A 13,601-nucleotide genomic window follows, 5' to 3' on the forward strand; every position below is an offset into this window, starting at 1 on the left:
TCTCCGGGAAGGTGTTCCCCTGCCATTACCGCAGCGCCCCGGCGATTGCCAGAGTGCACAGTCACGGGCACAGAGTCAAAGACCCTGCGCGAAGATGCGCGCGGCCGGAAGGTAATAGCCCAGCCGTCCGGCCACCACCCATTCCGGTTCGAACGGCGCATCGCCCACCAGCACCACGCCCTCGGCCGGATGGCCGGCATGGGCAGCCCGCAGCGCCGCGCGGATTTCGCCAAAGCGGCCCCAGGGCCGGGGCGCCGCGTGGCTGGCCTCCAGCAGCGGCTGCGCGGCAGACAGCGCGGCAGGCGTCAGTGGCGCCACCGCAAGGCCGATACGCCCCGCCTGCCCGATCCTGCCCAGCCCCGCATCTGCCCCCGGCACCCGCAGCGCGTTGGAGGAAAACAGGAAGGCCACAACGTCATGCCCGGTCGCGGCACGCACGCTGGCATAGGTCTTGTAATCCAGACCGAGTTCCCTGGCGCGGCGCACCCGGCCGCGCACGATTTCGATGGGCAGATGCGGCACCAGCGCCGCGCGCGCCGAACGCCAGCAATGCCGCCGCCACGACAGGCCATCGCTCTCGGGCCCGCCGTTATGGCCGATGCCCGCCAACGGACGATCCGGCGTCATGCCCATTCGCGCAGCCGCGCCACATAGCGCGCCATCGTATCGACCTCGAGATTGACCTTCTGGCCCACCGCCACCTCATTCCAGGTGGTTACCGCCTGCGTATGCGGGATGAAATTGATGCCAAAATCACAACCCTCGACCTCGTTCACCGTCAGCGACGTGCCGTTCAGCGCGACAGACCCTTTCGGCGCGATGAACTTCGCCAGCGCCTCCGGCGCGCGGAAGGTGACGCGCAGGCTGTCCCCCTCGGGGCGGATCGCCACCACCTCGGCCACGCCATCGACATGGCCCGAGACGATATGGCCGCCCAACTCGTCCCCGACCTTCAGCGCGCGTTCAAGATTGAGCCGCGTTCCTTCAGCCCAGCCCCCGATATTGGTCTTGCTGACGCTTTCGGCGCTGATCTGCACGTCAAACCAGTTCTGCGGCGCGCGCCCCAGTGCGATCACGGTCAGGCAGACCCCGTTGCAGGCGATCGAGGCGCCAAGGTCGATCCCGGCCACGTCATAGGACGTACCGATCCTTGCGCGCAGGTCGCCCTTCTGCTCCAGCTCCAGCACCTTGCCGATATCGGTGACGATCCCTGTGAACATCGCGTCTCTCCTTGCCGTTTCCCGATGCCTAGCCCTCTGGCGGCAAGCGCGCAAGGGTGGCCACCTGATCGTCACAAAACCGCCGCGCTTTTTGGCAGAATGGTCAAGAATTTGCGGGATTTCCCCTTCATCCCTGGCCCTGCCGTGCTAAGGCAGGAAAAACGGACGAGTGGACATGGTGACAGGCAGACGGATCACGGGAAGCGAGGGCGCAGCCCCTGCCCTGACCGGCGAGGGGCGGCGGTTCCTCTTTCTTCAGGGACCACACGGGCCCTGGTTTCACCGGCTGGGACGGATGCTGCGCGCCGCTGGTGCACAGGTCTGGCGCGTGGGCTTCAACCGGGGCGACCAGGCGTTCTGGCCCGACCGTGACAGCTTCATCCCCTATCGCGGCCCTGCTGCCGACTGGCCTGCGACCTTTGGCACCCTGCTGGACGATCATGCGATCACCGATATCGTGCTTTACGGCGATACCCGGTCCATCCATGCCGAGGCAGTGAAGCTTGCGCGTGCACGCGGCCTGACCGTGCATGTGTTCGAGGAAGGCTATCTGCGCCCGCATTGGGTGACCTATGAACGCGGCGGGTCCAACGGCAACTCGCGGCTGATGGACCTGAGCCTGCACCAGATGCAGGCCGCGCTGGCACAATCAGACACCGACCTGCCCGATGCCCCGGCCCACTGGGGGGACATGCGCCAGCACATGTTCTACGGCGCGCTTTACCACTGGTTCGTGATGACGGGCGTCTGGCAATATCGCGGCTACCGCCCGCATCGCGCCCTGACCGTGCGGCAGGAGTTCTGGCTTTACTGCAAGCGTCTGGCGCTCTTGCCGCTGCATGCCGCAGAGCGCAGGCTGGCGACGCTGCGCATCCGGCATGGCGGATTTCCCTATCATCTGGTGCTTTTGCAGCTGGAACATGACTCCAGCTTCCAGATGCACTCGCCCTTCCGCACCATGACCGAATTCCTGCAAGTGGTGATCGAGGGTTTCGCCCGTGGCGCGCCGCCGCATCATCATCTGGTGTTCAAGGCACATCCGCTGGAAGATGGCCGTGTGCCCGTCGCCCGTGCCATCCGTGATCTGGCGCGGGAACATGGCGTGCAGGATCGCGTGCATTTCGTGCGCGGCGGCAAGCTGGCGCTGTTGCTGAACCACGCCCGCAGCGCGGTCACGGTGAACTCCACCGCCGCGCAGCAGGCGCTTTGGCGTGGCCTGCCACTCAAGACCTTCGGCGCTGCGGTCTATGCCAAGCCGGAATTCGTTTCGACCCAGAGCCTCAGCGATTTCTTCCGCCAGCCCATCCGCCCCGACAGCCGCGCCTATCGCGACTACCGGCGTTACCTGCTGGAAACCAGCCAGGTGCCCGGCGGCTTCTATTCCGCTCGCGGGCGGCGTGTCCTGCTGCGTCAGGTGGTCGACATGATGCTGTCGCCGGAAGACCCCTATGATGCGCTGACCTCGGGAAACGCGGCACCTCGGCAACAGTTACGGCTTGTCAACTGACGTATTTTCGCCGCACGGCACGAGAGGCTGGCGTTTTTTCAACCCCTTGGCTAGGGTTGCAGGAAAAAACTTGAGGCATAATCCATAAAGGAGCCCGAGCAGTGAAAGTGAATACCACCCGGAGGGCCACGCTTGTTGGCCTTGCTGCGGTTGTAGGGATGGTCAGTGGATGCGGGCTCCCCCGTTCCGGTCCCAACAAACGCGAGATTTTTGCGGGTTCCGTGATGAAGAAGGGTGATGCCTTCGTCGTGACCGTGAACAGCCGCGTGACCCGTGCCACTTCCGTCATGCCCGCCTACGGGTTCAGCGATGCGTTCCGCAAGGCCGGGACCGTTGGTTCCGATACGATCAATGCGGGCGATGTGCTGACGCTGACGATCTTTGAAAACGTCAAGGATGATCCGCTGCTGGGCAATACCGGCCAGCGGGTTTCGGTGCTTGATCAGGTTCAGGTCGACGGTCAGGGCTATATCTTCGTGCCCTATGCCGGCAAGATCAAGGCGGGCGGCCAGACGCCCGACGGGCTGCGTCAGGCGATCACCCGCAAGCTGGACAGCCAGACCCCCGATCCGCAGGTCACCGTTCAGCGGCTGGCAGGCGACGGCCAGACGGTCTCGGTCTCCGGCGCGGTCGGCGGTCAGGGCGTCTTCCCCATCGAACGCCCCACCCGCACGCTTTCCGCGATGATCGCCAAGGCAGGCGGCGTGGCCATCGAACCGGCGGTCGCCGTGGTCCGCGTGACGCGCGGCACCCAGACCGGCAAGGTCTGGCTTCAGGATCTGAACGAGAACCCGGCACTGGATATCGCGCTGCGCGGCGGCGACAAGATCGTGGTGGAACGCGACCAGCGCGCCTTCACCGCCCTTGGCGCAACCGGGGCGCAAAGCCTTGTGCCGTTTGAGACCCAGACGCTTTCGGCGATCGAGGCCATCGCTACCGTGGGCGGCCTTGCCACCACCCTGGCCGATCCCACCGGGGTATTCGTCTTCCGCAACGAACCGGCCGAGATTGCCAATCAGGTGCTGGGCCGCAAGGATCTGCGCGGTGATCAGCGCATGGTCTATGTGCTGGATCTGACGCAGCCCACAGGCATGTTCGAGGCGCGTGATTTCCTGATCCGCGATGGCGACACGCTTTACGTCACCGAGGCGCCGTTCACGCAATGGTCGAAAACGATCAATGCGATCACCGGCACCGCCAATGCGGCCAGCAGCCTCGCCAACAGCAGCACATCCGGAAACTGATGCCGCTGCAAACCGCAGAAACACCGGCCGCCGGGGGGCTTCCCCGGCGGCTGTTCTTTTACAACGCGGGCTTTCTGCGCCAGCCGCAGCTGCGCCGCATCCTTGCGCTGGCCGGGCACGAGTTGCGGCTGGGCCTGCCTGGCCCCGCGGATGGCGTGGTGGTCTGGGGCCGGTCGCCTTATGCCGCGCGGGGCGAGGCGGTGGCCGCGCGGCGCGGCGTGCCACTGGTGCGGCTGGAAGATCCCTTCCTGCGCTCCTTGCGGCCGGGACGCGCGGGTGATCCGCCGCTGGGGCTGATGATCGACGGGATGGGGGTGCATTTCGATGCCAGCGCGCCCTCGCGGCTGGAAACGATCCTCGCCCGCAACCCGCTGGACGATGCCGCGCTGTTGCAGCGCGCGCGCGACGGGATCGGGCGGCTGCGGGCCTTGCATCTGTCCAAATACAACCTGCACGATCCCGCCGTGCCGCCCCCCGCGCCGGGTTATGTGCTGGTCGTCGATCAGACGCTGGGCGATGCCTCGGTCCGCTGGGGTGGCGCCACGGCGCAGACATTCCAGGACATGCTGGCCGCCGCGCTGGATGAAAACCCCGGCGCGCGCATCCTGATCAAGACCCATCCCGAGACCCTGGCGGGGCTGCGCCCCGGCCATTATGGCCCCGAGGCACTGTCGGATCGCGTGCAGATTTGCGCCGATCCGGTCTCGCCGCATGATCTGCTGGATGGGGCCATCGCGGTCTATACCGTGTCGTCGCAACTGGGGATGGAGGCGATCTGGGCCGGGCACCGGCCGCGCGTCTTCGGCCAGCCCTTCTATGCGGGTTGGGGGCTGACACGGGATGAACAGCCTGTGCCAGGGCGGGGTCGCCGCCTGACGCCCGCACAGATGTTCGCGGGCGCGATGATCCTTGCCCCGCTCTGGTATGATCCCTGCCGGGACCGGCTGTGCCGGTTCGAGGAGGCGGTGGACCAGCTGGAGGCCGAGGTGCGCGCCTTCCGCGAGGATCAGGCCGGGCATATAGCAACCGGCATGCGGCTGTGGAAACGCGGGCCGCTGCGCGGCTTCTTCGGCGGGCACGGGCGGCTGAGCTTTCGTGACCCGCCCGCGAAGGCTGCCGATCTGGCACGGCGGCGCGGCGCGGGCCTGCTGATCTGGGCCGGGAAAGAACCAGAGGGGCTGGCCGCGCCTGTGATGCGACGGGTGGAGGATGGATTTCTGCGCTCCCGCGGGCTGGGTGCGGAACTGGTGCCACCGCTGAGCCTCGTGACCGATGATCTGGGCATCTATTATGACCCGACGCGGCCCAGCAGGCTGGAGCGGCTGATCGCAACGACCCCGCCGCCCGGCGGGTTGCGCCGGGCCGAGGCGCTGCGAACGCGGCTGATCGGCCTTCGCGTGACGAAATACAACCTTGGCGGCACACTGCCCGATCTGCCCGAGGGACATTGCATCCTCGTGCCCGGACAGGTGGAGGATGATGCCTCGATCCGCCTTGGCGCGGGCGAGGTCTGCACCAATCTGGCGCTTCTTCGGGCCGTGCGCGCGGCGCATCCCGGCGCGGTGATTGTTTACAAGCCCCACCCGGATGTCGAGGCGGGCCTGCGCCCCGGTGCGGTGCCGCCCGATCTGTTGCACGCCGAGGGTCTGGCCGATGTGATTGCCGATCGCGCCGATCCGGTGGCGCTGATCGAGGCCTGCGCGGAGGTCTGGACGATGACCTCGCTTCTGGGGTTCGAGGCGCTGCTGCGCGACAAACCTGTCACCTGCCTCGGCGCGCCCTTCTATGCGGGCTGGGGGCTGACCCGCGATCTGGGTCCGGTGCCCGAACGCCGACGCCGTGCGCCCGATGGACACCCTCTGCCGCGCCCGTCGCTGGACCAGATCACTCATGCCACGCTGATCGCCTATCCGCGTTATCACGACCCGCTGACCCGCCGCCCCTGCCCGCCCGAGGTCGCGGTGGACCGGCTGGCACAGGGCACAATCCCGCATCCGGGGCCGCTGAACCGCCTCATCGCCAAGGCACAGGGGATGCTGGCCAGCCACGCCTGGATCTGGCGTCAGTAGATATAGCGGATCTGATCGGTCCAGTAGCGTTCCATCCGCTTCAGCGACTGGTTCGCATCCTCGACCATCGCAGGGCTGAGCACGCCGCGTTTTTCCAGACCCTCCGCATGGCGCGAGAACAGGTCATGCAACTGGCCACGGACGCGCCGCCCCTTTTCGGTCAGCCGCACCCGCACCGAGCGGCGGTCGATTTCCGACCGCTGGTGGTGCATGTACCCAAGTTCCACCAGCTTCTTCAGGTTGTAGCTGACGTTCGATCCCTGATAATAGCCGCGCGATTTCAACTCACCCGCCGTCACCTCGTTGTCGCCGATGTTGAACAGCAGCAAAGCCTGCACCGGGTTGATTTCCAGTATCCCCAGCCGTTCGAATTCATCCTTCACCACATCCAGCAGAAGCCGGTGAAGCCGTTCGATCAGCGCAAGGTTTTCCAGATAGCCCAGCATGAAGGCCCGATGCGAGCCGTCCAGCACCTGTTGATGAACCGTCATCCCTGTCTCCACCTGTCTGATCTGGGTGGAGATTCGGCAGAAAAAGGAAAGATCGCGTAAATTGCCGCGGATAACCGGCGCAATTTTAGGCGTTTTCCCGGCGTGGCTCAGCGGCCCGGTTGCAGCCTGCGGCGGGCGTAATCACCGATATGGCCGATCAGCGCGGCAAAACGCTCCGGCGCGGGTTGCTGCCCCAGAACCCAGGGCAGCAGATCCTGATCATTCTCGGCCAGAAGCGCGTCGTAAAGATCCAGCGTAGCGGCATCCATCGCCGCCAGATGCACCTCGGCATAGGGGCCAAGCACCAGGTCCATTTCCTTGGTGCCGCGGCGCCAGCTGCGCATCTGCATCCGCTTCAGACGGGCTTCGGCCGTTTCGCTCATCAGGCGCTCACTTCCATCAGGGCTTTCATCCTGCGCTCCATCTGGCCGAGATCGCGCGCAAGGGCAAGGGCCTGCGCACGGATGCGGGCCAGTTCGGCCAGCGCGCGGCGCGTTTCGGTTGCGGCGCTGCGCTCCGGCGCCGGACCGTCCGGCCCCTCGCCCTCACCCGTCAGCAGCCAGACCAGCGAGACATTCAGCATCCCCGCCATCATCTGAAGCCGGTTGGCGCGCGGCTCCAGCATGTCGTTTTCCCATGCCTGCACGGTTTTCAGCTTCACACCAAGCCGTTTGGCAAGCTCGTCCTGCGTCATGCCCGCGCCCTCGCGCGCGCCCGTCACGCGGTCGCCGAAGGTCGCGGTTTCCTCGCTGAACCAGCCCTGGGTATCGGTTTCCGTCATCTTGCCTCTCCTTCTTCTGATAGCGCTTGATAGACCGGGGGGCGCACCCTAAGAGAAAGCGGCAACAAATCCAACCCTTCAGCCCGGATTCCTGTCATGGCCTTCCTGTCCGACACCCTTGCCCGCGTGAAACCCTCGCCCACCATCGCGGTCACCACCAAGGCGGCGGAACTGAAGGCGGCGGGCCGCGATGTGATCGGCCTTGGCGCGGGCGAGCCGGATTTCGACACGCCGCAGAACATCAAGGACGCGGCCAAGCGCGCCATCGACGAGGGCAAGACGAAATACACCGCCGTCGATGGCATCCCCGAGCTGAAAAAGGCGATCTGCGCCAAGTTCGAACGGGAGAACGGCCTGAAATACGCGCCGAACCAGATCACCGTGGGCACCGGCGGCAAGCAGATCCTCTACAATGCGCTGATTGCCACCTGCAATCCGGGCGACGAGGTCATCATCCCCGCGCCCTACTGGGTCAGCTACCCCGACATGGTGCTGCTGGCGGGCGGCACGCCGGTTCCGGTGGTGGCGACGCTGGAGAATGATTTCAAGATCACTCCCGCCCAGCTTGAGGCGGCAATCACGCCGAAAACCAAATGGTTCATCTTCAATTCGCCCTCCAACCCCACCGGGGCGGGCTACAGCCATGACGAGCTGAAAGCGCTGACCGATGTGCTGATGCGCCATCCGCAGGTCTGGATCATGTCGGACGACATGTATGAACATCTGGTGTTCGACGATTTCACCTTCGTCACCCCGGCGCAGATCGAACCCGGCCTTTACGACCGCACGCTGACCTGCAACGGCGTCTCCAAGGCCTATGCGATGACCGGCTGGCGCATCGGCTATGCCGGTGGCCCGGTGGAGCTCATCAAGGCCATGGCCAAGGTGCAGTCGCAATCGACCTCGAACCCCTGTTCGGTCAGCCAGTATGCCGCGCTGGAGGGGCTGACCGGGCCGCAGGAGTTCCTGACGGATAACAAGGTGCTGTTCCAGCGCCGCCGCGATCTGGTGGTCTCGATGCTGAACACCTGCCCCGGCATCACCTGCCCGAAGCCCGAAGGCGCCTTCTATGTCTATCCCGACATCGCGGGCTGCATCGGAAAGACCAGCGCGGGCGGCGCGCATATCGTGGATGACGAGGCTTTCGCAACTGCCCTGCTGGAAGAAACCGGCGTCGCCGTGGTCTTTGGCGCGGCCTTCGGGCTTTCGCCGAACTTCCGCGTCAGCTACGCTACCTCGGACGAGGCTTTGCGCGAGGCCTGCACCCGGATCAAGACCTTCTGCGAAGGGCTGAAGTAAGGAACCGCATGGCCGACCGGATCACCGCCAACCTGCCCAGCCGCGACTTTGGTGCGACCGAAGCCTTCTATGCGCGGCTGGGGTTCACCCGTCAGTGGCGGGACGAGGGCTGGATGATCCTCAAACGCGGCGCGCTGGAACTGGAGTTCTTTCCGCATCCCGATCTGGTCCCCGGCGAAAGCTGGTTTTCCGCCTGCATCCGGGTCGATGACTTGGACACGCTGCACACCGAATGGCGGGCGGCAGGTCTGCCCGGTGATCATCGCGCCATCCCGCGGCTGACCGGCTTCTTCCAGCCCGGCGAAGCGCCGCGCATGTTCGCGCTGGTGGATGCGGATGGCTCGCTGCTGCGCTGCATGGGAAATGGGGGCTGACATGGCGGGCGACCTGCCGGACTATTATTTCCGCATCCGCGAAAACGGCGCCGTGGTGTTCAAGGTCGATACCGAGAACCGGCAGCGCCGCATCGACATGGATGAAATCGCCACCATCAACATCAAGAACGGCAATGTGAAGCCGCATGGCGACCGCAAGCTTTCGGATGCCGAGATGCAGGTGATCCGCGACTGGATGGCCGGGCGCAGCGCCCTGCTGGCACGCCGCGACATCGACGACATCCACCGCGCCGTGGACTACATGAACATCACGACGCAATGGGTGCAATCGAAAGCCAGCGACGCACAACTGGACGAGGTGACCGACGCCCTGCTGCTGGCCATGCACGACCTGCGCTCGGTTCTGGTGCGCAAGAAGGCCGAACGCCTGCTGAAAGCGGCAGGCGAGGAAGCAGCGGAGGGGTGAGCCTGACGGCGATAGGACTGGCTATTGCGGAACTGCCGCTTGGCGGGACAAAGCGGACGTTCGTTTGACCAGCGTCCTCAGCCGTTGGCGCGGACAAGGCGGAGCATGTGCTCCCCGACAGCTTCATACTTTACCCGCGCCCAAAGGCCGATGAGCATTTCCTCATCCGATACTTCTCGGCCAAATACGTATGACTTTCGAACTTTTCTGTCCGGCAGAACCTCATCAGGCTCATGAATGCGTGGCGCCAGATCCGAGAAAGACAGATACATATAAGCGAAAACAATCAATTGCCTCTTCCCAAGGTGCGCGACGTGGGCTTCGATTTCTGCGCATACTTCGAGCACACCGTCGAAACTAGCTATCCCTTTGACACGCTCAAGCTGTACGAAGAGAGAAAATAGCTCAGCATCAGTCAACGTCAGGCGACCGTCCGCCGTGCGGTCGACACCGTGGGTGATCAGCTTGGCTCTCACTGTTTTATAGATCGAAGAATTCTTCATATAGCACAGGATTGCTCGTATACTCGATCATCCGCAATGGGCTCATACCGCTCCTTCGCGCCGGAAATCGACCCGGCCCGCAGGGGTCAGGCCACGCGGGGCACGCGGCTCCAGAAGCGCCACATCAGCAGGGCGGAGGCGATCAACAGGCCGATGACCAGCCCGAGCCACAGGCCGGTACCTCCCAGCCCCGCCCGGAAGGCGAGGAACCATGAGGTCGGAATTCCCACTGCCCAATAGGCGAAGCTGGCGATCCACATTGGCACGCGGGTATCATGCACACCGCGCAGAAATCCCAGCGCCAGAACCTGTGCCGCATCGGCAAGCTGGAACGCCGCCGCGAAGGCCAGCAGCAGGCTGCCGAAGGCGATGATCTCGGCCGCCTCGGGGTTGGCGTGGTCGATGAACAAGCCGACGATGGGTTCGGGGTAGCTGAGATACAGCGCCACCTGTGCCAGCCCGACAGTGGCGGAAATGGCGATGGCCACCAGCGCACCACGCCGCAGGTTGCCCCAGTCGCCCGCCCCGGCGAAGCGGCCGGTGCGCACGGTGGCCGCATTCGACAGGCCCAGATGCAGCATGAACCCCAGCGCCGTCACCTGCATGGCGATGCCATGCGCCGCCAGTTGCACGGTGCCGATCCAGCCCATCATCAGCGCCGTTGCCTGAAACAGCCCGCTTTCGGCCAGCCCGGTCAGCCCGATGGGCCAGCCAAGGCGGAACACCAGACCCATGGCGTGCCAGTCCGGCCGCCAGAAGCGCTGGAACAGGTGAAAGCGCCGCAGTTCGGGCAGCCAGCCCGCGTAAAGCGCCAGCGCGGCACTGGTCAGAAGCTGCACCAGCGCCGAGGCAAGACCGGCGCCGCGCACGCCCAACTCAGGCGCGCCCCAATGGCCAAAGACCAGCGCATAGCACAGCGCCCCATTCACGAAGACCGCGCCCAGCGTCAGCCAGAGCACGACTTGCGTGCGCTCCAGTGCGGCAAGATAGCTTTTCAGCGTCATCACCAGCAGTGCGGGGGCAAGACCAAGCCCGGCGATGCGCAGGAAATCCCGCGCCAGCGCCGCCACCTCGGGCTTTTGCCCGGCGGCCAGCAGGATCGGCTCGGCCCACCAGAACAGCGGATAGGCGATGAGGCCGCAGCCGATGGACAGCCAGAGCCCCATGCGGGTAGCCCGGCGCACCTCGGTCTCGTCGCCGCGGCCCAACGCCTGCGCCACCATCGGCATGACGGCCTGTGCAAAGCCTGCACCCAGAACGAAGACGACGAAGAAGCATGACCCGCCGATGACCACCGCCGCCAGTTCGGCCACGCCATACCAGCCGACGATGACAGTATCGACCACATGGAGCAGCATCTGCGCCAGGTGGCTGCCGACCAGCGGCAGGCCAAGCGCCAGCAGGGCACGCAGATGCGTTATGGGGGAAAGGAGCCGGGTCATGCCACCGCTTTACCAACTGGTCAAGGCCGCGGCAAGATGCCGCAATTTTAGTCAGAGTGCGGATATCAGCAACCCGCCCGAGACGATAGCGACCACTAGGCCCACCACGATCTCGATCATCGGCACCGCGCGGGCCAGCCTGCCGCCTGAAAGCCCCTCGAAAGCGCCCTCGCGCAGGAAATAGGCCGAGGCGGCGACAGCTACCGTCACCGTGGCCGTGCCGATGCCCATGGCATAGACCCCGGCCACCCCGGCGGCGGCAATGCCCATCTGCCAGCTCAGCACCAACAGGAAGAGCGCCCCGGAACACGGGCGCAGGGCGATCCCCGCCACCAGCGCGGCGGCATCGCGCCAGCCGGAAACCTGCGCCACCTGTTCCGGGGTCGGGCCATGGGAATGGCCGCAGCCACAATCCGGGCCATGGGAATGATGATGATCGTGATGGGGATGCGCCTGCCCCCGCCAATGTGCCACGCCGCGCCAGACGAGCCACAGCCCGATGCCGAGGATCATCGCATGGCTGACCGGCGCCAGAACGGTCTCGGTCACGCCTTCAATCTGCGTCCGCGCCCAGCCAAGGCCCACCATCAGCGCATAGACCAGCACGACGGCGACCGTGGCCTGCGCAAGGCTCGACACCAGCGCCAGTGCCGCCAGCCGGATCAGCGAGACGCGCCGCGCCATGCCATAGCTGCCGATCAGCATTTTCCCATGCCCCGGCCCCGCCGCATGGAAGAACCCATAGGCGAAACAGACCGCCAGCAACCCCGCCAGCGCGCCGGGCGCCCCGGAGGCGATGCCGCGCACCGCGCCCGCCATCTGCTGCTGCACCTCACGCGCGCCGGCCAGCGCCCAGAGCCGCAGCGCGGTGAAACCACCGCCCGCCCACAGCGCCAGCAGGCCCAGCGCCAGAAGGGCCGCGAACAGGATCACTCCGCGCCGCATGTCACCACCAGCTCATCGGCGAAATTGGCGCCCACCGCCGGGAAATCAGCCTCCACATCCTGATCAGCGCCATATTCAGCCAGAGCCGCCAGAAGCTGCTCATTTGCCGCCGTGGCATCTGGGGCCAGCAATTCGGCCTTGCAACCTTGTGGCAGCGCGGGCGTAAAGGTCGGCGGCAGGGCAATCGTATAGGCGTTATAAAAGCTCGGGTCATAGGCCTGCACCCGCAGCGGTTGTTCCAGCGGCAAGGCCGGGTCGATCCGGCGCAGATGCGTGGAGGTCAGCCGCCCGCCCTCGAATTTCGCCGTCCAGTCTTCGGGCGGCCCCAGAGGCACCGGGGTTTCCCCCGACAACAGGTAGGTGTCGCCACTGAAGCCGGTATCCCAGTTCATGTCGAACCCCTGAAGGGCGGCGGTTTCGGCCGCCGTGGCATTGCCGTCATGATCGGCGTCCAGCCCGCGTTCCTCGACCAGCACCATGGAATAGAAATCGTCATAGACCCAGGTGATGCGCAGCGCCTCGGCCCGTCCCCCGGCATCAAACAGAACCTCGACCCCGGTGTCGATCCAGACATGCGGATGCGCCAGCGCCGGAAGCGGCAGGCTTATGGCAATGGCAAGTGCGACAGCCCTCATGCCGACTGCTCCGGCTTACGGGCGATGAAATCGACAAGGGCAGAGCGGCCGGAATGGCCGCGCCCCTCGGAAATCTCGGCATCGTAATCCCCGGCCCGCAGCACCTCCCAGCCCGCGAAATCGGTGCGCAGATCCTCCAGCCAGTACATGTTGGCGGGATCGGACGGTCCGCCGGTGCCATAGCCGACCTGACGGGGCGCGTAGCCGTGCAACAGCACAAGGCCCCCCGGCACCACCGCCTGTGCGATGCCCTGATGGATACGGGCACGCAGGGGCGGAGGGGCGAACTGGATGAAGATGCCGACCACCACATCAAAGGGCTGCGACCAGTCCCAGCCCTCGATCCCCGACTGGCGGAAATCGACCGTCACCCCCCGCGCTTCGGCCAGCGCGCGTGCCTTTTCCAGCGCGACAGGGCTTTGCTCCATCGCCGTCACGCGATGGCCCCGCCCTGCCAGCCAGACCGAATTGCGCCCCTCGCCATCGGCAAGGCACAGAACCCTTGCGCCCTGCGGCATGACCCCGGCCTCGCGCGGCAGAAAGGCTGCCGGTTCGGTGCCGAACAGATAGCCCTCTGCCGAATATCGTTCATCCCACATGGCGCGCCCTCCGATCCTGTCCCCACCGGGGTAAGGCCGAAGCCGCGCCCCGGCAAGAGGCGCGG

At 65.7% G+C, this 13,601-nt stretch carries 16 protein-coding genes; 6 read left to right on the forward strand and 10 right to left on the reverse strand.

Annotation, left to right across the window (positions count from 1 at the left end; all coding sequences use genetic code 11):
- Positions 1-75 precede the first annotated feature (75 nt).
- Both IE126_RS01120 and IE126_RS01125 read right to left on the reverse strand, forming a co-directional pair.
- Entirely contained in the window at positions 76-633 is a 558-nt protein-coding gene (locus IE126_RS01120; protein ID WP_229825149.1) for a hypothetical protein, read from the reverse strand.
- Positions 624-1,220, reverse strand: coding sequence for a riboflavin synthase (locus tag IE126_RS01125; protein ID WP_189379943.1), 597 nt, complete (start codon positions 1,218-1,220; stop codon positions 624-626). The genes IE126_RS01120 and IE126_RS01125 overlap by 10 nt, the downstream gene beginning before the upstream one ends.
- 175 nt (positions 1,221-1,395) lie before the next feature.
- Between IE126_RS01125 and IE126_RS01130 the strand changes: the two genes are divergently transcribed.
- The 3 genes from IE126_RS01130 to IE126_RS01140 all read left to right on the forward strand — a co-directional run bounded on the left by IE126_RS01130 (position 1,396) and on the right by IE126_RS01140 (position 6,040).
- Entirely contained in the window at positions 1,396-2,727 is a 1,332-nt protein-coding gene (locus IE126_RS01130; RefSeq protein WP_054300944.1) for a capsule biosynthesis protein, read from the forward strand.
- A gap of 101 nt (positions 2,728-2,828) precedes the next feature.
- Positions 2,829-3,971, forward strand: a complete 1,143-nt coding sequence (locus IE126_RS01135; RefSeq protein WP_369814573.1) for a polysaccharide biosynthesis/export family protein — start codon at positions 2,829-2,831, stop codon at positions 3,969-3,971.
- Positions 3,971-6,040: a capsular polysaccharide biosynthesis protein gene (locus tag IE126_RS01140; protein ID WP_189379944.1), complete on the forward strand. Its 2,070-nt coding sequence runs from the start codon at positions 3,971-3,973 to the stop codon at positions 6,038-6,040. Before IE126_RS01135 ends, IE126_RS01140 begins: the two co-directional genes overlap by 1 nt.
- Here IE126_RS01140 and IE126_RS01145 read toward each other — a convergent pair.
- The 3 genes from IE126_RS01145 to IE126_RS01155 form a co-directional block, all read right to left on the reverse strand.
- Entirely contained in the window at positions 6,034-6,531 is a 498-nt protein-coding gene (locus IE126_RS01145) for a MarR family winged helix-turn-helix transcriptional regulator (protein ID WP_054300947.1), read from the reverse strand. The two genes, IE126_RS01140 and IE126_RS01145, sit on opposite strands and share 7 nt — an antisense overlap.
- Positions 6,532-6,638: 107 nt before the next feature.
- Positions 6,639-6,914: an FAD assembly factor SdhE gene (locus IE126_RS01150; RefSeq protein WP_054300948.1), complete on the reverse strand. Its 276-nt coding sequence runs from the start codon at positions 6,912-6,914 to the stop codon at positions 6,639-6,641.
- Positions 6,914-7,312 carry a helix-turn-helix domain-containing protein gene (locus IE126_RS01155; RefSeq protein WP_054300949.1) on the reverse strand — a complete coding sequence of 133 codons (399 nt, stop codon included), beginning with the start codon at positions 7,310-7,312 and terminating at the stop codon, positions 6,914-6,916. The genes IE126_RS01150 and IE126_RS01155 overlap by 1 nt, the downstream gene beginning before the upstream one ends.
- 96 nt (positions 7,313-7,408) lie before the next feature.
- On the opposite strand from IE126_RS01155, the gene IE126_RS01160 reads away from it, so the two are divergent.
- The 3 genes from IE126_RS01160 to IE126_RS01170 are packed head-to-tail and all read left to right on the forward strand — an operon-like array spanning position 7,409 to position 9,412.
- Positions 7,409-8,611 (forward strand): pyridoxal phosphate-dependent aminotransferase, encoded by a 1,203-nt coding sequence (locus IE126_RS01160; protein WP_108130434.1) that lies wholly within the window; start codon positions 7,409-7,411, stop codon positions 8,609-8,611.
- A gap of 8 nt (positions 8,612-8,619) precedes the next feature.
- Positions 8,620-8,985, forward strand: coding sequence for a bleomycin resistance protein (locus tag IE126_RS01165; RefSeq protein ID WP_189379945.1), 366 nt, complete (start codon positions 8,620-8,622; stop codon positions 8,983-8,985).
- 1 nt (position 8,986) lies between these two features.
- Positions 8,987-9,412, forward strand: coding sequence for a hypothetical protein (locus IE126_RS01170; protein WP_189379946.1), 426 nt, complete (start codon positions 8,987-8,989; stop codon positions 9,410-9,412).
- 77 nt (positions 9,413-9,489) lie between these two features.
- Here IE126_RS01170 and IE126_RS01175 read toward each other — a convergent pair whose 3' ends face one another.
- From IE126_RS01175 to IE126_RS01195, 5 genes are all read right to left on the reverse strand, one after another.
- Positions 9,490-9,915, reverse strand: coding sequence for a hypothetical protein (locus tag IE126_RS01175; protein WP_189379947.1), 426 nt, complete (start codon positions 9,913-9,915; stop codon positions 9,490-9,492).
- A gap of 86 nt (positions 9,916-10,001) precedes the next feature.
- A complete protein-coding gene (locus tag IE126_RS01180; RefSeq protein WP_189379948.1) occupies positions 10,002-11,357 on the reverse strand; it encodes an MATE family efflux transporter in 1,356 nt (451 codons plus the stop codon).
- Positions 11,358-11,408: 51 nt separating this feature from the next.
- Positions 11,409-12,302, reverse strand: coding sequence for a nickel/cobalt transporter (locus tag IE126_RS01185; RefSeq protein ID WP_189379949.1), 894 nt, complete (start codon positions 12,300-12,302; stop codon positions 11,409-11,411).
- The gene (locus IE126_RS01190; RefSeq protein WP_189379950.1) at positions 12,287-12,937 is read right to left on the reverse strand and encodes a DUF1007 family protein; all 651 of its coding nucleotides are present in this window, start codon (positions 12,935-12,937) and stop codon (positions 12,287-12,289) included. Before IE126_RS01190 ends, IE126_RS01185 begins: the two co-directional genes overlap by 16 nt.
- Positions 12,934-13,536, reverse strand: a complete 603-nt coding sequence (locus tag IE126_RS01195) for an SAM-dependent methyltransferase (protein ID WP_189379951.1) — start codon at positions 13,534-13,536, stop codon at positions 12,934-12,936. The genes IE126_RS01190 and IE126_RS01195 overlap by 4 nt, the downstream gene beginning before the upstream one ends.
- Between the last annotated feature and the right edge of the window lie 65 nt (positions 13,537-13,601).

This window comes from Gemmobacter nanjingensis (assembly GCF_014652195.1).
In the GTDB taxonomy this organism is placed as follows: Bacteria; Pseudomonadota; Alphaproteobacteria; order Rhodobacterales; family Rhodobacteraceae; genus Gemmobacter; species Gemmobacter caeni.